The following is a 17,962-nucleotide window of genomic DNA, read 5'->3' on the forward strand; positions in this document are numbered from 1 at the left end:
GACAGGCTTATTATGCCCTGCGACAAACGGCCACTTCCATCTAATGCAATTAAATTCGCATTAACGAGTGACTCGCATTATTAATGCTAATTGATTCGCATTAATAATCCCGGTGGTGCCGAGTGATCGGATTTTGACTGCCCCGGAACACGGTCTCTGGAACTCAATGTCGCTGTCATCTCGCATCCTCTCCGCCCGCAGCCGATTTCATTTTGCCCAGCACAAACGCGGCGGCAGTTTTCGCCTTCCCGGCGCGGCGGTTTCAAGACGCAAGGAAACGCGCAAACGTCTTCTGGTGCTGATCGGGAGTTTCATCGCCATGTATGGCGTCATTGGGGCGCGGCTGGCCCAATATGGTTTTGCCGGGTCACAGACCACGGTGTCCATTGGCGGCCGGGGCACCTCCATGGCCTCCCGCCCCGACATTGTCGACCGCAACGGCGAACTGCTAGCGACCGACCTGAACATGGTATCGCTCTACGCCGAACCGCGCCGGATCGTCGATGCCGACGAAGCCGTGGAAAAGCTTGCTTCCGTGCTGCCGGATATCGACTGGAGCGACATCCATAGACGGCTGCAATCGAAAACCGCCTTCCAGTGGCTGAAGCGCCAGCTCACGCCACGCCAGCAGGCCGACATTCTAGCGCTCGGCATTCCCGGCATCGGATTTCGCCCGGAAAAGCGCCGTTTTTACCCTGGCGGACGCACGGCCGCGCACATTCTCGGCCACGTCAACGTGGACAATCAGGGGCTGGCAGGCATGGAGCGTTACATCGACCGCCAGGGATGGGCAGATCTGCGCGCGCTTGGAATGACATCAGACACCCCGCTGGCGCCGGTCAGGCTCTCCATAGACCTGCGCGTCCAGAACATCGTTCATGAAGTCGTGACCCGTTCGATGAGCGCCTATCAGGCGCAGGCCGCAGGCGCCATCGTTCTCGACGTCAACACTGGCGAAGTGCTGGCGATGGCATCCGTTCCCGATTACGACCCCAACGAACCGTCGCGCACCCTGCCGGATGGCACAATCGACAAGGAATACGAAAACGGCTGGCTGAACCGCATGAGCAATGCGACCTACGAGATGGGATCGACCTTCAAGAGCTTCACGCTGGCGATGGGACTGGATATGGGCAAGATCACCCTCAATTCCGTGCTCGATGCGACGAAACCACTGCGCATTGCCGGTTTCACCATTCACGATGACCACGGCCAGGGCAGGCCTTTGACCGTGCCGGAAGTGTTTCAGTATTCATCGAACATCGGCACGGCCGCCATCGCTGCGATGGTCGAGATGGACGATCACCGCGCATTTCTGACCCGCCTCGGCCTCCTGTCGAAAATGGACACGGAACTGCCCGAGGTTGCCACGCCAAGCCAGCCGCGTGTCTGGAGAAAGGTCAATCAGGCGACAATTTCCTTCGGTCATGGCGTTGCGACAACGCCGATGCAAACAGCCATTGCCGGAGCGGCGCTGATCAATGGCGGCAAGCTCATTTCCCCGACCTTCCTTGTTCGCTCACCGGCGGATATCGCCTCGAAGACGACGCAGGTGATCTCGCCGAAAACCAGCGCCGACATGCGTTTCCTGTTTCACTGGAACGGCGTGAAAGGCTCTGGCCGCAGCGCTCAGGTGCCGGGCTTCAATGTTGGAGGCAAGACCGGAACCGCCGACAAGGTCATCAACGGGCGTTATGCCGCCCACCTGAACTTCAACGCCTTTCTGGCCGGTTTCCCGATGGACAAGCCGCAATATGTCGTTCTGACCACGATTGATGCGCCGCTGACTGGCGAGAAAGGCGGCCGCCTTGCGGCTTACACCGCAGCGCCCATGGCCAAGGAGATCATCACCAGATCGGCAGCGCTTCTGGGCGTCAAACCTTCATTCGGCGACGGCGACACCGCACTACTCAATTACTGAGGATCGTTCTCATAGAGGACGTAATCGCGGATTGACGGCTGGTTGGTGAAAGGATGCGTCATGGCCTGCGATGACAGGGCATTGCTGACCAGTTCGACCTGATAGACCTTCGAGATCTGCTGGCCGGTAAAGAAGATCCGATAGATGATCGGCGCCACGATCATGTCCATCAGGCGATCGGGATCAGGCACCACCTCGCCGCGCCCCTCGCATCGATCGCAAAGGCAGACGAGGTTTTGAAAGGCATAACCGGCCGCCGTCTGCGCCACGCGCACATTGGTCAACCGCTCCCGCAGGAGAACATGCCCCGGGCCGGAAGAAATATCGTCGACCAGTTGTTCCAGCCACAGCTCCAGATCGCTGCGGAAAGCCCCGGTGTCGCGCGGCACGCTATCCGGCAGGAAACGTTCGCTCGCCACGTCCTCAAGCAGCTTGGGCAGACTTTCCCATCTGCGATAGATCGTCGATGGCGGAACTTCGGCGCGCTCGGCGACAAGCGGTATCGTCAGCTCACACTCCGGATTTTCAGCCATCAAGGCTCTCACAGCCTGATGAACGGCAATCTGTATACGTTCGCTGCGCCCGCCGGGCCGGATGAGTGTGCGCGCCATGTTCCAATTCCAGTGTTTGAACCGAAGTACCATAGGGTGCCGGAGCCGGAAACCCCTGCGCTGCGAAACCGCCGGGCGCTTCGGCCCGTGCTTTTCCTCCGCCACGTCACGGGCCAGAATGCCGGTCTTTCGGAACCACATCGATATTGGTTACACCCTCTACAATCAGAAAATACACGTAAAACACGTATCAGGTTGTATATTTACAAGTCTTGGTGCTTGGCCTTAGATCGGATTCTCATCATCGCGCTGGGGAGCCAGATGAAATTTTCGATTCTTTTTGCAGCATTTTTTCTCTCGTCCATCTCTGCGGCTCTGGCGGACTGTCCCGCCCCCGTCGACAGCAGCTTTGCGGCTGCAGCCCAGGCGAAGTTCGACTGTTCCAGTTCTCTGCCGCTGAAGGGGCATGAAACGGATCGGAAATTTCAGGTCCATTACGACTTCCCCAAGACCCTGCCTGATAATACCAAGCTGCCGTGGCTGAGCATCGATCCGCAGAAGGAGCCGGCCGCCTATATGAAGGCGATCCTTGGTTATGTGACCAAGGTGAATGCCCGTCCGGATATCGACTGGCGCATTGAGGACAACAAGGAAGAGCAATGGTGCGATGCGCCATGGTTCTTCATGTTGCGTGAACCGCTGCGCGGCATGACGACCGAGCGCTGGTCGCGCCCCAAGGAACTCCACGCACTGCAGAAAGGCTGGGAGCGCAATTTCGCCGTCGGCATCTATAACGATGTCGCCTGTTACGGTTTCGGCCAGATCTGGGGCGATCCGGCCTTCCCGAAGACACGCGGTTTTGCCTTCGCGGAAGGTGCCGTTGCCGCCAAGATGCTGTTCACCACGGCCACGCCGCAGGACGTTCCCTATCTGGCAAATTCGAAGGAATGGGAGGTTGCCGGCAAGAAGGACGGCGGCACCATGACGATGCGTCTTCTGCAACTCGACCTCTCGGTGAAAGACAAGCGCTCGCCGAACGGCTGGTTTTTCGGCACCTTCGTCTACAACGCCCTGCAACCCGGTGCGACGCCCTATGACCGGCTGGTGCCGGTGGGGCTGATCTGGGGCAGCGACCCAGCCCTGACTGCCAACGCCTATATGACCAAGGGTGCAACACCGACCGAAAGCTGGGTTAACCCGTTGATTGCGGCGCAATTTTACGCCCTTCCCCGCCAGCATCTCGGCCTTTTCGGCCGCGCCAACGGCCCGGTCGACAACCCCAAGTCCGCCTGCATTACCTGCCATCAGGGCTCGCTGGATTGGGGTACGGCCGTTTTGCCAAAAAGCTGGCAGGCGAGCGAAGCGGCAAAACTGATGCCGGGCGCACCTTACGACCCTTATGATGATGCGGCTGTCACGGCCTATTTCCGCAATATCGGCACAAATTCAGCGGTGGCCGATACACAGGCGCTGGACTACGTGCTGCAGGTTTCAAAGGGCATTGCCGCGTTCCGCAACTGGGTTGCAACCGACTTTCCGGATCAGGCAGCAGCCACCACCGACGTACCACCCTACCCGTTCAAACCCCAGCCACCCGGCGCTTTTGTGCCGACAGACGAAATTTCGCCTGACCTGGCAGGGCCTGAAGGGTGGGAAGAAAATGAACATGACACAACCGGTAAGCTTTTCCTTCGTTGAAGAAAGCTGATAGACAGGAATCTCATCTGTTTTCAGGCGCGACTTATGCTGTCCTTAAACGTCTTTGGCCGCTTTCAGATCGTTGATCAGTTTGGCACCGACTACAGCCCGAAAGGGCTGAAGGCGCGCGGCGTTTTCGCACTCCTGGCCATGTCGCAGGGCTATTCCCGCAACCGCGTCTGGTTGCAGGACAAGTTGTGGAGCGACCGCGATTCCAAGAAGGGATCGGACAGCCTGCGCCAGACGCTTGTGGAAATCCGCCGCACGCTCGGTCCCTACGAGGCCGCCCTCAAGACCGACCGTGAAAAGATCACGCTCGACCCCGCGCAGTTTACCGTCACCTACAACCGGCCGGCCAGCGGTGAAGACTGGAACGATGAGCACAGTGCCTTTGCCGATCTCGACATTGCCGATGGCGAATTCGAGGACTGGATCAGAAATCTGCGCATGTCCTTTGCGGCGGAAACGACACCGCAAAATATACAACCTGTCAGGGCCGTGCACACGCCGACGCCGCCCAAACCGGCGATCTTTTTCCAGTGCCAGTCCGACAATCAGCCGGTGAGTGAACTGGTCATCACGCGGCTGATGACGCTGGCAACGACGTCGCTGCTCGACCGCGACGATTTCCAGATCTTCCCGCAGACAACGCTGTTCGAAACCGGTGGCCGCGCCCCGGTCTCCGGCCTTTCCATTTCTGTGCGCGCCGTGACGATGGGCCTTGTCACCCACGTGGCCTTTGCCATCAATCATGCCGAAACGGGCCAGCTCTACTGGTCACGCACCGTTCCCATTCTCCTCGCCTCGGAAGAAGCCTTCGTTCAGGAGTGCGGCACGCTGGTGCAGGCCGTTCTTTCGACGTTCCGTGAGCGGAAGGACCAGCTTTCGATTTCCAACTCGGCCGCCATGCTGGCCGGTCATGCCCGCGATCTGATTTTCCGCTTCGACCGCACCAGCCTCAAGGATGCCGACACGCATCTGCGTTACGCCTATGATCGCGAACCGCGCCCGCAATATCTGGCCTGGCGCGCATTCCTGCGCAACATGGCGCAGTTCCAGCACCGCACCAGCGCCTTTCTGGAAGACAGCATCAGCTCGTCAGAACTGGTGCAGGAAGCACTGCGTCAGGAAGGCGGCAGCGCCAGCATTCTGGGAATCGGCGCTCACCTCGAATATCTGGGTGGCGGTTCGAGCCGTGGATCGCTCAGAATGGCCGAACGCGCCGTCAGCCTCGATCCGCTCAACGCCGTCAACATCGCCATCCTCTCCAACACCGAACTGGTGCTCGACAAGCTGGAAGACAGCCGCCGCTCGGCCACGACGGCCCTGTCACTGACCGGCGGCGGTGAACATCGCGCTCTGGTGGAATTTTTCTGCTGCATGTCGGCCTCAGCACTCGGCGATTATCCGACCGCCATCGGCCATGCCGAGGTGGCGTTGATGCTGCGCCCGGCTTTCCGTGCGCCGCTTCGTTATCTCGTGGCGCTTTACAAGCAGATGGGCATGATTCCCGAGATGGAAAACGCCATTTTGCAACTGCGCCAGCTCGAGCCCGACTTCACGCCACAGCGCTTCCTTGACGACGATTACCCCGTCACGACCATGCGACGCATAAGACTTATCGAAACTATCGCAAGTTAAGTGCTTCAATTCACACGCAGCTCACGGTCGATTCACGCTGGAATCACGATAGCGGTCTAGTTGTACCTAATTGCAAAAAATCAGGGGCCGATCATGAGTGATACCAACATTGTTTCAGATCATCTGAATGCCGCTTTGCTTGCCACCAAATCCGACAGGCCGTTCTTGGCCTATCTGATCCAGATGGCGCTGATTGAAGCCAAAACCGTACCCGAACAGGTTCACCAGAAGAACGAAGTCAACGAACTGAAAGACTACCTGTTCCCTTATGGCAGCACCGAGGAATTCCTGTCCAAGCCGCTGCAGTTCCGTGCACGCAGCCGCGTCGCTGGCTTCCTTTGAGACCATCACTACCCGCGGATCATGAGATTTTGTCCTGACTGCTCACGCAGTCAGGCCGCATTGCGTTTCGCTGCGGATTTTCCTTCGCAGGCCATGGCACTCCCCGCCACTGGCACAATCCCACCGACCATAGCGACACGATGAATTCCGGGCCGCGCCAGCATTGTGCCGCCACCGTTACGCGCCTGTTCAGCGCTGAGGGCGAAAGCCCGTCTTTCCCTCGTGCGAAACGAACGACGTGATTTACGGGATCACCGCAATGATGGGCGATGCTGCCAGAAGAGCGACCTCTTCCGACTTGCCGGCGGGCGATACAAGACTTGCCTCTCCCGTTTTGCGGGCCCGCTCCACCTTTGCCAGAACCTGCCTGCCATCCCTCAGACGGCAGATCGACAGCGCGCCGATCGCAGACGCATCGACCATGTCAGTCTGGCTGAACAACAGCACCGCATCGTCCCAGATCGCCAGAGCACCTGATGACGCGCGAATCTGCGCCGCGACGACCTGTCTGTTATAATGACCGCCAACGGCAAGCTGCGCTTTCTCAACGACGGAGGCTGGCAAAGGTTTGGGCTCCGGCAACATCTCGATTACGCCGCTTTCATTGATCGTCGCAGCCAGAACGATGCGCGCCTGCGGCCCATCCGCCTCGGTCGTGATACCGGCATGTTTCATCACATCCGCCAGCGAAACACCCAGAAAACCGGCAATCTGCGTGGCCTCGTCCATCCGCATCCTGCGATGGCCGGAAAATGTTCGGGAAACGGCGGAGGGATCGGAATCCATATGTCGGGCCAGTGCACGAAGCGATTTGCCCGTATCTTTCAACCGGGCATGAAACCAGTCACCATCAATAGCCGCCATAAAAATCCCCTGGCACATCCGTATTGTTGTATATTTGTTGCAAAATTCACAACGATATGCAAGCGCCTCCTTGCTGAACCGTGCCGACATAACGCCAAAATCGCCACGAAACGGCGCACTCCCGGCATCCTTTTTTAATTTTCTTCGATCTCATGTTGCGCACTGTTGACGTTGTGATTATAGCAACATATTGTTGACGGACACAACGAATGATTTGACCGCCCTGTAATGATGAACCTGAACATGCGCCGGAGGGCTGATATGCGCGACAAGCCGCTTTCCATGCTGGAGCAGTCGGAACTGATCGAAGAGCTGATTGGTCGCTGCACGATGCGCAACGGCGCGTTTTCGCAGGAAACCGTTCTCGTCATCAACGGGCATACCGTGGATGACCTGGCGCATCTAGCAAGCCGGCTTCGGCGCATGTCGCATCATCAGGTCAGGATCGAGAAAATGGTGATGGGCAAATGAGACATGCCCATTTCCGCTCCGCGCCCCGGTCACAAGCAATCGCGCCTTAAGCTGCCATTGGCTGAGCGAAGGCGTCCCCGCAGCAACAGATTATGGAAGGCAAGCCATGACCATCAGAGCACAACACCCCTCGCATGCCGCCCTCTCAGCACCGGAAACCACGATCCCGAACTGCAACTTTCCGTTTTTCGGCGACCAGTTGAGCCGGGAGCAGGCCCGCGACCTGTTTTTCTATGACAACGGCCGCCTGCTGTGGCGCGAAGGCTCACGCCGCCGGCGCCCCGATGCGGGGTCGGAATATTATCGCAAGAGCACCAGACAGGACCCGATCTGGGTCATTCTGCTCGGCGCGCGTGGTGAGCAGCGTTTCTACATGCGTCGCTATCTGGTCTGGAACTGGCATTTCGGTGAAACGGACCAGATTCTCGTCCCGCGCGATGGCGACCACCTGAATGACCGGATCGGCAATATCGGTTTTGCCGGGCGCCTGGCGAAACCGGAAATAAAGTCGACAGTGCCTGAAAGACCGCTGTTTGAAAGCCGCTACGGCGTCAACTGCCCGTGCTGCGACGCGCCGGTGCAAACCATGTCGGCCGATATTGCCACGCAGGTCTATGGCATAACCGAGCAGCAATCGCGTATCCTGCGGGCCGTCTGGAGCGGCAAGGGAAAACCCGTCCAGATGGAGCGCGTCTTCACCGAAATGTATCACGACGACCCCGAAGGCGGCCCCACGCAGGTCAAGATGTATGCGGCCTTCAAGGTGGCCCTGTCGCATCTGCGCAGCAAACTGAAAGGCTCCGGAATTTCGATAGTGACCGTTGGCTACCGTCAGGGCTACCGGCTGATCCTGCAGGACAAGGTGTGATTACCGACCGGGATCAACGGGCAGCAGACCTTGCCGTCGACAAGGAGAACGTGGAGGGAAATCCCGTCGCAAACCCCTGAGAATTTCAAAGACGACGCTCGTTTCGCGTCACCAATGTTGCGTTAATCACAACAATCAAGCAAGAGCAGCAACGTAATGTCCTCTGATGTCGAACGGTTACGCCGTGATGTTTCCTTATCCGCGACGGCAGAGAGCTACGGTTTCAGGCTGGAGCGCAACGGTCACGAGTTCCAGACCTGCTGCCCGTTCCATGCCGAAAACACGCCGTCCTTCACCATTTTCATGGGCCATGATGGCGTGCAGCGTTTCCACTGCTTCGGTTGCGGCGAAAAGGGGGATGTCCTCGATTTCGTCCAGAAGATCAAAGGCGTCGCCCTGCCCGAAGCGGTTCGTATCCTCGGCGGTGCGGATACCACCCGTGCCAATGCCAGGCGACAAAAGTACGATGCACCCGACCGCTATGACGGCATCACCCCGATAGATCCGCCGTCGCAAGCGCTGCACACCGGACGCCGCGTGCGGCTTTATAACCCCAAGAGAAAGGGCCAGCGCAGCGAATGGGGCACCTTCGCGCCCGCAATGGTATTTCCCTATCGCCGCACCGATGGCTCCCTGCTGGGTTACGTGCTGCGCCATGATCTGCCTGGAGGCGCCAAGGAAACGCCGATGGTCATGTTTGTGCGGTTGCCGGATGGCAGGCAGACATGGTGCCGTTTCCCCTTCCCCAAGCCCCGGCCGCTCTATGGCCTGCATGAACTCGGCGAGGCCCGTGAGGTCTATGTCGTCGAAGGTGAAAAATGCCGCGACAGGCTGCACAGGGCGACCGGCCTCACCGTCGTCTCATGGGCAGGCGGCACCCAGGGCGTCAAACACACCGACTGGTCGCCACTGGCCGGTCGCAAAGTCACCATCTGGCCGGATTTCGATGCGCCGGGCATGGCAACAGCCACGGAAATTACAACCGCTCTGACCGGGCTTGGCGCAGACGTGCGCCATGTCGGGCTGACCGAGATTGACGCAGCCTCCGAGATCGAAAGCTACGGTTTCGAAAACTGGCAGACGGGCGATTTTCCGAAAAAGGGTTGGGACTGTGCCGATGCGGTGGAGGCGGGCTGGGGCCGCGACCAGCTCATCCACTTCCTCAACACCACCATGCGCCCTCTCGCCCCGCTTGCCTCCCAGCCTCAGGAAAAATCACCGTCCAGAACGGTGCCTCTGGGTGCTGATGGTATCAAGGCCATGCCCGAGATGTTTCCAGGCCAGATGTATGGATCGGAAGTCTGGCTGGCGCGGGAATTTCACCACGAGATGAAGAAGGCCTGTGGCGGCCAGATCGTGCGCGCCGAGGGAAAATTCTGGGCTTTTGGCCCTACCGCCTGGCGGCCGATTTCCGACCAGAAGATAAGGCTTGCCATGCACGCGCTGGATGCCATCGGCATTGGCGTGAAGGAAACGCCGCTCAAGCTCGGCAAACGCATGATCGATGGCATCATCAACGAGCTGGGAACCCGCGTGTCGGACGACGACTTCTTCAAAAGCCCTGTCGTTGGCATGAATGTGAAGAACTGCACCATCACCATCGACGACAAGGGAAAGGTGGATTGCCGCGCCCACGATCCGCAGGATCGCTTTCGCTTCACCATCAATGCCGAATATCACCTGCACACCGATAGCCATCCACCCGAGGGTTCGTTGCTGCACAGGCTGCTTTACGGTGCCTTTCGCCATGATGCCGATGCCACCGACAAGATCCACCTGATCTCCGAAATGCTGGGGGCAGCTGCCTTCGGTCTGGCGACGCGTGTAAAACAGCCGAAGGCCTTCATCCTGCTCGGCGAAACAGCCAATAACGGCAAATCGACCATTGCCGCGCTGTTTCGCGCGCTTTTGCCTGAAGGTGCCGTATCCTCCATCTCCCCGGCTTTCTTCAACGATGAAAAGCGCATCATCAACCTCGCAGGCAAGGCCGCCAACGTCGCAGACGAGCTGAGCGCTGCGGCTATTGCCGGAGAGGAGTTCAAGGCGGCAGTGACCGGAAATCCCATAGAAGGCCGCAGTCTCTACAAGGATGTGGTCAGTTTCTCGCCACGCGCCCTGCACTGCTTCACCACCAACACCCTGCCGCGCTTCAACGGCGGTATCGATCGCGGTCTGCGGCGACGACTGGTGGTCATGCAGTTCAACCGGTCGATCCCTGACAGTGAGGTCATCACCGATATTGCCGAACGCATTCAGGCGGAGGAGCTTGACCTGCTGCTCGGCTTTGCCGTTGCCGGTGCAATCCGTCTGAAAAAGAACGGCGGCTACACCATTCCGGAAAGCTCGAAGGAAGCACTCAATGCCTGGCTGCTGCTCGACCCGCTCAATGAGTGGTTCGACATCCGCGTCGTGCCCGTCGCGCACGAACCGCGTGGCGGCTGGCTGCGCACCAGCAAGCTGTTCGAAAACTTCAGGAACTGGGCCGTCGAACAGGGCTACAAGGAAAGCTTCCTGCCCCCGGTCAACACGTTCTCCCAGCGGCTGAAATCCATGCCGAACGTACAGTTGAAACGTCTGAGTTCAGGCATGGTCGCGCAAGGCGTCACCATTGAAGGCGTCACCCAATATGGTGATGTGTTCTGAAGCTTCACCCCGCCGGGATCGCGCGCCCATGCCATGCGGATAACCATTGGCGAGGGAAACTTGCCGCCTCATCATCCATTGAGGACATCGCGACATGGCAAAACAGAATTTCGAGGCATGCCTCGCCTTTACGCTTGCGGCCGAGGGCGGGCTTTCGAAGGACCGCAAGGACCCCGGCAACTGGACGGGCGGCAAGGTCGGCCTTGGTGAGTTCAAGGGCACGAAACACGGCATTTCCGCCGCAGCCTTTCCCACGCTGGATATCGCCAATCTGACCGTCAAGGATGTCGCCCCGATCTACAGGACACGGTACTGGGATGCGGTGCGTGGCGACGAACTGCCGCCAGGCTTCGATCTCGCCACCTGGGATTACGGCGTCAATTCCGGGCCGGCACGCGCCATCCGCGAGGCGCAGGCCGTGATCGGCGCCTCCGTCGACGGCAAGGCCGGCCCCGTCACCCTGAGCAAGGCCTCCTCGGCCGGCGTCAAGGAAATTCAGGCGCTCTGCGCCCGTCGCCTCAGCTTCATGCGCGGCCTGAAAATCTGGAGCATCAACAAAAATGGCTGGACGGCCCGTGTCGCAAAGGTCGAGGCAAAGGGTGTCGCCATGTATCTCGCCGCAACGGGATCGGCATCCTCAGCCAGAAAGGCGCTTGCCGAAGAAAGCCAGAAGGCAGCCCACAGTGCAGAGAAGAACGGCAATCAGGCGGCCCTCGTCGGCACGGGTGGCACGGTGTCCGTCTCGACGGGTATTTCTTCCTGGACGGGCTTTTGTCTCGGAATGCTGGTCGTGCTGGCAGCAATGTCCGTCATTTTCGCAATCTACAGGAAAAACAGGCAGCGCGCCGAAGCCTATCGCGCCGAAGTGACCGCGCTTGCCGACACGGGCGCCTGACAGGGGTTGAGAGGCAGCCAAACGCATGGCCCGCAGGACTGCGGGCTTTTTTCGTTTCCGGAAGCGCAAGAGGACCGCCAGCGCGGTTTTTGAACTGGTAATTGCCCCGGAATTGCGGGAAAAGACTGGCACCTGAAGTCGATGCAAGGAAGCTTTTCATGGCCGCAACTGTCATTCCCACACCGCAACCGGTTCTTCTCCCCGTCGAAGGCACCAGCGAGACGTTTCCGGTACGGCGCGTTTATTGTGTTGGCCGCAATTACGCCGACCACGCCATTGAAATGGGACATGACCCGTCGCGCGAGCCGCCCTTCTACTTCCAGAAAAACCCGGACAACCTGCTGCCATCAGGTCGCGATTTCCCCTACCCGTCGCTGTCGTCCAACGTGCATTACGAAGTCGAATGCGTGGTCGTTCTGAAAAGCGGCGGTTCGGATATTCCGGCCAGTGAAGCACTGGATCACGTCTGGGGTTATGCTGTCGGCATCGACATGACGCGCCGCGATCTGCAGGACGGCCTGAAGAAGATGGGCCGTTCCTGGGAAGGCGCCAAGGCATTCGAATTTTCCGCGCCGGTCTCGCCCGTCGTGCCCGCGTCGAAAATCGGCCATCCCTCCACCGGCGCCATCTGGCTTGATGTCAACGGAACGCGCAAGCAGACCGGCGATCTCTCGCAGATGATCTGGAAAGTACCGGAAGTGATTGCCGAACTGTCCAAGCTGTTCACGCTTGCCGCTGGCGACGTCATCATGACCGGCACACCCGCAGGCGTTGGCCCCATCGTACGCGGCGATCTGATCGAATGCGGCGTCGACGGTGTCGGCACGCTGTCCGTCAAGGTCGCGTAACGCAAACCGGGAGGAGAACCGATGCCGCTTTACCGTCTGGGAGACAGAACGCCCCAAACCCCTGCCCCTGACCGTTACTGGGTTGCCCCCGATGCGAATGTCATCGGGTCGGTCACGCTAGAAGAGGATGTCGGCATCTGGTTTGGCGCGACGCTGCGCGGCGATAATGAGCCGATCAGCGTTGGCCGCGGTACAAACATTCAGGAAGGCGTGATGGTGCACAGCGATCCCGGCTATGCCGCGACGATCGGTGAGATGTGCACCATCGGCCACCATGCCATCGTTCACGGCTGCACCATTGGCGACAACTCGCTGGTCGGCATGGGCGCAACTATCCTGAACGGCGCGAAGATCGGCAGGAACTGCCTGATCGGTGCCAATGCACTGATTACCGAAGGCAAGGAATTTCCCGACAATTCTCTCATCGTCGGGTCGCCGGCACGGGTGATCCGCACACTGGACGACGATGCGGTTGCAGCGCTGCGCCGTTCGGCCGAGAAATACATCGAAAACTGGAAACGGTTTTCGAACGACCTGCAACTCGTGCAGGAATAGAACCGGTCCAATCAGACCGGTTGCAAATCAGGATGCACAGGCAGCGCAGAGGCCACGAATTTCAATCGTGGTCTTTTCCGCCTTGAACTTGTGATCCTTGACCCAGCGTTCCAGACGATGATCGATGTCGTGATCGTGAAACTCGGTCACCTGCCCGCACGCCTCGCAGATGGCAAAGGCGACAGTGCCGTGGTGATGCGTGCAGCACTCGGCCTGGGTATGTGTGCAGGCAACGAAGGCATTCAGGCTTTCCAGCCGATGCACCAGCCCGAACTCGATGAGTTTTTCCAGCGCTCGATACACCTGCAACGGAGCGCGGAAGCCGTCATCGCGCAGCTTGTCGAGGATCATGTAGGCGCTGAGCGGGCCTTGCGAGTTCGACAGCGCGTTCATCACCAGAGACTGGTTCTTGGTCAGATTTTGCGCATTCATGACTTGCCTCCCTCATCGGCCGCACGGGAAGCCCCCGGTAACGGCAGCAGGCTTACAACGAACAGAACGACTGCGGCAACCACGATCGACGGCCCGGACGGCGTATCGTAGGTCAAAGACCCCATCAGCCCACCGAAAACCGCGATGGCCCCGATCAGCGATGCGATCACAGCCATGACCTCAGGTGTGGACGAAAAGCGTCTGGCCGTCGCAGCCGGAATGATCAGCAGCGACGTAATCAGCATGATGCCGACGACCTTCATGGCGATGGCAATGACGAGCGCCATCAGCAGCGTGAACAGGAGCTTGGCAAGTTCCGGGTTCAACCCCTCCGCCTCTGCCAGTTCGGCATTGACGGTGGATGCCAGAAGCGGCCGCCACAGCTTGACCATGACGCCAATCACAACAAGACCGCCGCCCCAGATCAGCGCAATGTCCGTGGTCGTGACAGCCAGGATATCGCCGAACAGGAAGGAAATGAGGTCGATCCGCACCCAGGTCATGAAGGCGACGATCACCAGACCGATGGCCAGCGCCGAGTGCGAGAGAATGCCAAGAAGCGCATCCGCAGACAGAGCCTGCCGGCGCTGCAGGAACAGCAGCAGCACGGATACCAGCGAGGCGACCAGAAACACGCTGACCGTCAGATTGATCTGGAAGAGAAGCGACAGCGCCACGCCCAGCAGCGCCGAGTGCGCCATCGTATCGCCGAAATAAGCCATGCGCCGCCACACGACGAAACAGCCGAGCGGTCCGACGGTCAGTGCAACGCCGATACCGGCGATCATGGCGCGAATGAAGAAATCGTCAAACATGCCGCTCTCCGTGTTTTGTATCGGAGGTCACAGCATCCGCCGAGTGATCGTTTCCGCAGCCGCAGCCATCATGATCGTGATCATGGTGATCGTGATGATGGGCATGCGTTGAATGGTCGTGGTCATGATGGTGGCCGTCATCGGGATGGCAATGGTCGGTGACCGAGCCATCGGCGTGCAGGACGCGGCCGTCGGGCAGATGGGTATGATCGTGATGATGGCTGTAAACGGCCAGTGCCTTGGCAGCCGTGCCACCGAAAAGCTGCATATATTCGGCGCTTTGGCTGACCGCCTGCGGCGTACCACGGCAGCAGACATGGCCGTTCAGGCAGATCACCGTATCCGTTTCCGCCATCACTACATGCAGGTCATGCGAGATTAACAAAACTCCGCAATTTGTTGAATTTCTGATATTTTTAATCAGTTCGTAGAGTGCGATCTCGCCGGAGAAATCGACCCCCTGCACAGGTTCGTCCAGAACCAGAAGATCCGGCTTGCGGGCAATGGCCCGCGCCAGAAGCGCACGCTGAAACTCGCCGCCGGACAGGTGCTGAACCTCGGCATTGGCAAGATGGGCAATGCCCGTGGCATTCAGGGCCGCATCGATTTCCCGGGCCGGGAGCGGCCCGGTCAACGTCATCAGACGCCGCACGGACAGCGGCATTGTCCAGTCGACGGAAAGCTTCTGCGGCACATATCCCACCCGCAATCCATCGATGCGCGAGACAGCACCCTCGCTCGGCTTCAACACGCCGATCGCCATTTTGGCGCTGGTCGATTTGCCAGATCCGTTCGGACCGATCAGAGTGACGATCTCGCCCTTGCTGACGGAAAAATCCACGCCGCGCACCAGCCAGCGACCGCCGCGCTGAATACCGGCATTGGAAAGAGACACGAGTGTATCACCACCCTTGGGGGCAGAATGAAGCATGGGATTATCCGATTGGCGATGTTGCGTACCGCTATCGCATACGTTATAGCGTTACGCAATAAATGTAATAACATAACCACCTTCTTCAAGTGGAGTGACTTTTCATGAGACCAATCCTGATCGCGCTGGCGGCGTCCGCCTCGATAGCAGCCATGGCGTCGAGCGCGATGGCCGCCGCCCCCAATGTCGTGGTCTCGATCAAGCCTGTACACTCCCTCGTCGCCGCCATCATGAAAGGCGTGGGCGAACCGCAACTGATCGTCGATGGCGCGGCCTCCCCACACATCTACAGCCTGAAACCGTCCAACGCCCGTACGCTGGAAAAAGCCGACATGGTGTTCTGGGTCGGTCCCGGCCTCGAAGCCTATCTGGAAAAGCCGCTGCAGGCGCTGGCCAGCAAGGCAACGGTCGTGGAACTGGAAGATGCCGAGGGCCTGGAAAAACTGCTATTCCGCGAAGGCGGTCCTTTTGAAGCCCACGATCACGGCGACCATGAAGGACACGATCATGAGGCCGAAGAAGCCCATGAACACAAGCATGATGGCGAAGAGCATGCCGACGACCACAAGGATGGCCATGATCACGATCATGGGCATGACCATGCACATGGCGAATACGACATGCACCTCTGGCTCGACCCGGCAAATGCCAAGGCGATGGCACGTTCGATCGAGGCAGCTCTTATCAAGGCCGACGCGGACAATGCCGCCACCTATCAGGAAAATGCCCGCAAGCTGCTGACCGATATCGACGCTCTCGATGCGGAGCTGGCGGAAACCGTAAAGCCGATCAAGAATAAGCCCTTCATCGTCTTCCACGATGCCTACCAGTATTTCGAACACCGCTACGGCGTGAAGACGGCAGGCTCCATCACCGTCAGCCCCGAGACCATGCCGGGTGCGGACCGCGTCAAACAGGTGCAGCAGAAGATCCGCGAACTCGGCGCCACCTGCGTGTTTGCCGAACCGCAATTCGAGCCGAAGCTCGTCTCAGTCGTCATGGAAGGTACGGATGCCAGGTCCGGCACGCTGGACCCCGAAGCAGCAACCCAGACACCCGGCCCCGATCTCTATTTCGAGATGATGCGTGGCATCGCCAAGTCGCTGAAGGACTGCCTGTCCTGACAGGTCTCTGCTGACCGCACAGATGGCGCTCAGGGCTTGGGCGCCATCGACGACCATACAGGCTTGCTGACACTCTGCAGCGTCTCTGCCGGCTCGCCATTGATGCGGGCCAAAAGCGCCGCCGCAAGCTCCCTGCCCGCCAGCTTGATATCCTCGTTTACAGTGTGAACCTGCGGCTTGATCCAGTTCAGGAATTCGGCCGACTGCTTGGACACGACGTCGATATCCTCACCGATCTTCACACCGGCCGCTTCGAACCCGGCCATCAGCGCAATGGTGCTGCTGCCACTGATCGACACGATGCCGTCTGGCCGGTCCTTCCCGGACATCAACTGTTCGCCAAAATCGCGCAGCTTGTCGAGCGGGGTTTCAATGGTGACGGAATCCAGCGGAAACTCCGATACGCCGAAATGCCGGATGGCCCGGTTGAAACCTTTCCTGGCGTGGTCGTGGAAGGAAAACCGCGACGGCGGCACGATGATGGCGATCTTCTTGCGCCCGCACTGCACCAGCCGCTCCACAGCCTCGTAGGCATAGGCCTCGTTGTCGAAGTCGTGATAGGCGTGCTCGATGCCCATGTCGCTGCGTCCATGCGTGACAAACGGCATGTTGCGCTCGGTCATGAAGCGAACGCGCGGATCATCCGGCTGGATCTTGGAAATGATGACACCATCGGCCGACCCGGTGTCGAGAATGTAGCGGATCGGCACCATCGAATCCTTGGCATGCGTGTGCGGTGTCACGACAAGATGATATTGGGTCGCGGCCAGAACCTCGGTGATACCGAACACCATCTGGCTGGTAAAACCCATCAGCTCTTCATCGACGCTCAGCACCAGTGCAATGACATTGGTCTTGCCGGTGCGCAGACGAACGCCGGCGCGGTTCGGCTGGTAACCGATCTGCCTGGCGATCAGCCGCACACGTTCCTTGGTATCGGCGCCAATGTCGGGAGCATCCTTCAGTGCGCGTGAAACGGTGGTGATGCCGAGGCCTGTCATAAACGCGATGGTCTTCAACGTTGGGCGCTCACCCGCACCTATCGAAACGTTGTCACTGTCGGTTTTCCCAGTATCGTTCATGTCATTTCGCCATGCTTTATCAGTAATGATCATAGATAGCTTTTGCCATCTTGCAAAGGCGCCAGGCAGTCTCCGTCATCAACTATGCTGCCTTTCCTCCCGACGCCTACTGTAACGATATAGGAGACAAAAATCGACAGCCGAACGAAGAAGAAAATTCTCTAATTCTTGGCGGCAATACAGTGCCCCGGCGCTTGTTTGTCTCATTAAAGACTTTAGAAAAATCATCCAACATATTGATTTATAATTTCCATGATCAAAACACGTGGATGACATGTCCC

17 protein-coding genes are annotated in these 17,962 nt (G+C 59.0%); 11 read left to right on the forward strand and 6 right to left on the reverse strand.

The window, feature by feature from the left end; translation table 11 throughout:
• The first annotated feature begins 166 nt into the window (after positions 1 to 166).
• Positions 167 to 1,921: a peptidoglycan D,D-transpeptidase FtsI family protein gene (locus HWX89_RS17945; protein WP_138792498.1), complete on the forward strand. Its 1,755-nt coding sequence runs from the start codon at positions 167 to 169 to the stop codon at positions 1,919 to 1,921.
• On the opposite strand, the gene HWX89_RS17950 is transcribed toward HWX89_RS17945, so the two are convergent.
• The gene (locus tag HWX89_RS17950) at positions 1,915 to 2,532 is read right to left on the reverse strand and encodes a TetR-like C-terminal domain-containing protein (RefSeq protein WP_178340825.1); all 618 of its coding nucleotides are present in this window, start codon (positions 2,530 to 2,532) and stop codon (positions 1,915 to 1,917) included. The genes HWX89_RS17945 and HWX89_RS17950 overlap by 7 nt on opposite strands.
• A gap of 261 nt (positions 2,533 to 2,793) precedes the next feature.
• Here HWX89_RS17950 and HWX89_RS17955 point away from each other — a divergent pair, with 261 nt between their 5' ends.
• From HWX89_RS17955 to HWX89_RS17965, 3 genes are all read left to right on the forward strand, one after another.
• Complete coding sequence (locus tag HWX89_RS17955; protein WP_138792500.1) at positions 2,794 to 4,170, forward strand: hypothetical protein; 1,377 nt, start codon at positions 2,794 to 2,796, stop codon at positions 4,168 to 4,170.
• 45 nt (positions 4,171 to 4,215) lie between these two features.
• Positions 4,216 to 5,811: an AfsR/SARP family transcriptional regulator gene (locus HWX89_RS17960; protein ID WP_138792501.1), complete on the forward strand. Its 1,596-nt coding sequence runs from the start codon at positions 4,216 to 4,218 to the stop codon at positions 5,809 to 5,811.
• A gap of 93 nt (positions 5,812 to 5,904) precedes the next feature.
• Positions 5,905 to 6,153 carry a hypothetical protein gene (locus HWX89_RS17965; protein ID WP_138792502.1) on the forward strand — a complete coding sequence of 83 codons (249 nt, stop codon included), beginning with the start codon at positions 5,905 to 5,907 and terminating at the stop codon, positions 6,151 to 6,153.
• Positions 6,154 to 6,396: 243 nt separating this feature from the next.
• Here the strand turns inward: HWX89_RS17965 and HWX89_RS17970 are convergent, their stop codons facing one another.
• Positions 6,397 to 7,017 (reverse strand): helix-turn-helix domain-containing protein, encoded by a 621-nt coding sequence (locus tag HWX89_RS17970; protein ID WP_138792503.1) that lies wholly within the window; start codon positions 7,015 to 7,017, stop codon positions 6,397 to 6,399.
• 261 nt (positions 7,018 to 7,278) lie between these two features.
• Here HWX89_RS17970 and HWX89_RS17975 point away from each other — a divergent pair, with 261 nt between their 5' ends.
• The 6 genes from HWX89_RS17975 (at position 7,279) to HWX89_RS18000 (ending at position 13,297) form a co-directional block, all read left to right on the forward strand.
• The gene (locus HWX89_RS17975) at positions 7,279 to 7,488 is read left to right on the forward strand and encodes a hypothetical protein (protein WP_138792504.1); all 210 of its coding nucleotides are present in this window, start codon (positions 7,279 to 7,281) and stop codon (positions 7,486 to 7,488) included.
• A gap of 106 nt (positions 7,489 to 7,594) precedes the next feature.
• Positions 7,595 to 8,356 (forward strand): helix-turn-helix domain-containing protein, encoded by a 762-nt coding sequence (locus HWX89_RS17980; RefSeq protein ID WP_138792505.1) that lies wholly within the window; start codon positions 7,595 to 7,597, stop codon positions 8,354 to 8,356.
• A 156-nt stretch (positions 8,357 to 8,512) separates the two neighbouring features.
• Positions 8,513 to 10,999: a CHC2 zinc finger domain-containing protein gene (locus tag HWX89_RS17985; RefSeq protein WP_138792506.1), complete on the forward strand. Its 2,487-nt coding sequence runs from the start codon at positions 8,513 to 8,515 to the stop codon at positions 10,997 to 10,999.
• A 94-nt stretch (positions 11,000 to 11,093) separates the two neighbouring features.
• A complete protein-coding gene (locus tag HWX89_RS17990) occupies positions 11,094 to 11,894 on the forward strand; it encodes a glycoside hydrolase family 108 protein (RefSeq protein ID WP_138792507.1) in 801 nt (266 codons plus the stop codon).
• Between the two features lie 158 nt (positions 11,895 to 12,052).
• Positions 12,053 to 12,742 carry a fumarylacetoacetate hydrolase family protein gene (locus HWX89_RS17995; RefSeq protein WP_138792508.1) on the forward strand — a complete coding sequence of 230 codons (690 nt, stop codon included), beginning with the start codon at positions 12,053 to 12,055 and terminating at the stop codon, positions 12,740 to 12,742.
• 21 nt (positions 12,743 to 12,763) lie between these two features.
• Positions 12,764 to 13,297 (forward strand): gamma carbonic anhydrase family protein, encoded by a 534-nt coding sequence (locus HWX89_RS18000; protein WP_138792509.1) that lies wholly within the window; start codon positions 12,764 to 12,766, stop codon positions 13,295 to 13,297.
• 27 nt (positions 13,298 to 13,324) lie between these two features.
• Here HWX89_RS18000 and zur read toward each other — a convergent pair whose 3' ends face one another.
• Genes zur through znuC form a run of 3 tightly spaced genes read right to left on the reverse strand, consistent with a single transcriptional unit; the run spans position 13,325 to position 15,475 of the window.
• Positions 13,325 to 13,729, reverse strand: a complete 405-nt coding sequence (gene zur, locus HWX89_RS18005) for a zinc uptake transcriptional repressor Zur (RefSeq protein WP_138792510.1) — start codon at positions 13,727 to 13,729, stop codon at positions 13,325 to 13,327.
• Positions 13,726 to 14,544, reverse strand: a complete 819-nt coding sequence (locus HWX89_RS18010; RefSeq protein WP_138792511.1) for a metal ABC transporter permease — start codon at positions 14,542 to 14,544, stop codon at positions 13,726 to 13,728. Before HWX89_RS18010 ends, zur begins: the two co-directional genes overlap by 4 nt.
• Positions 14,537 to 15,475 carry a zinc ABC transporter ATP-binding protein ZnuC gene (gene znuC / locus HWX89_RS18015; protein WP_138792512.1) on the reverse strand — a complete coding sequence of 313 codons (939 nt, stop codon included), beginning with the start codon at positions 15,473 to 15,475 and terminating at the stop codon, positions 14,537 to 14,539. The genes HWX89_RS18010 and znuC overlap by 8 nt, the downstream gene beginning before the upstream one ends.
• Positions 15,476 to 15,579: 104 nt before the next feature.
• Here znuC and znuA point away from each other — a divergent pair, with 104 nt between their 5' ends.
• Entirely contained in the window at positions 15,580 to 16,599 is a 1,020-nt protein-coding gene (znuA, locus tag HWX89_RS18020) for a zinc ABC transporter substrate-binding protein ZnuA (protein ID WP_138792513.1), read from the forward strand.
• Between the two features lie 29 nt (positions 16,600 to 16,628).
• Here znuA and HWX89_RS18025 read toward each other — a convergent pair whose 3' ends face one another.
• A complete protein-coding gene (locus tag HWX89_RS18025) occupies positions 16,629 to 17,681 on the reverse strand; it encodes a LacI family transcriptional regulator (protein ID WP_138792514.1) in 1,053 nt (350 codons plus the stop codon).
• Positions 17,682 to 17,962 lie beyond the last annotated feature (281 nt).

It is taken from the genome of Rhizobium sp. RM (assembly GCF_013390595.1).
Classification (GTDB): Bacteria; Pseudomonadota; Alphaproteobacteria; order Rhizobiales; family Rhizobiaceae; genus Agrobacterium.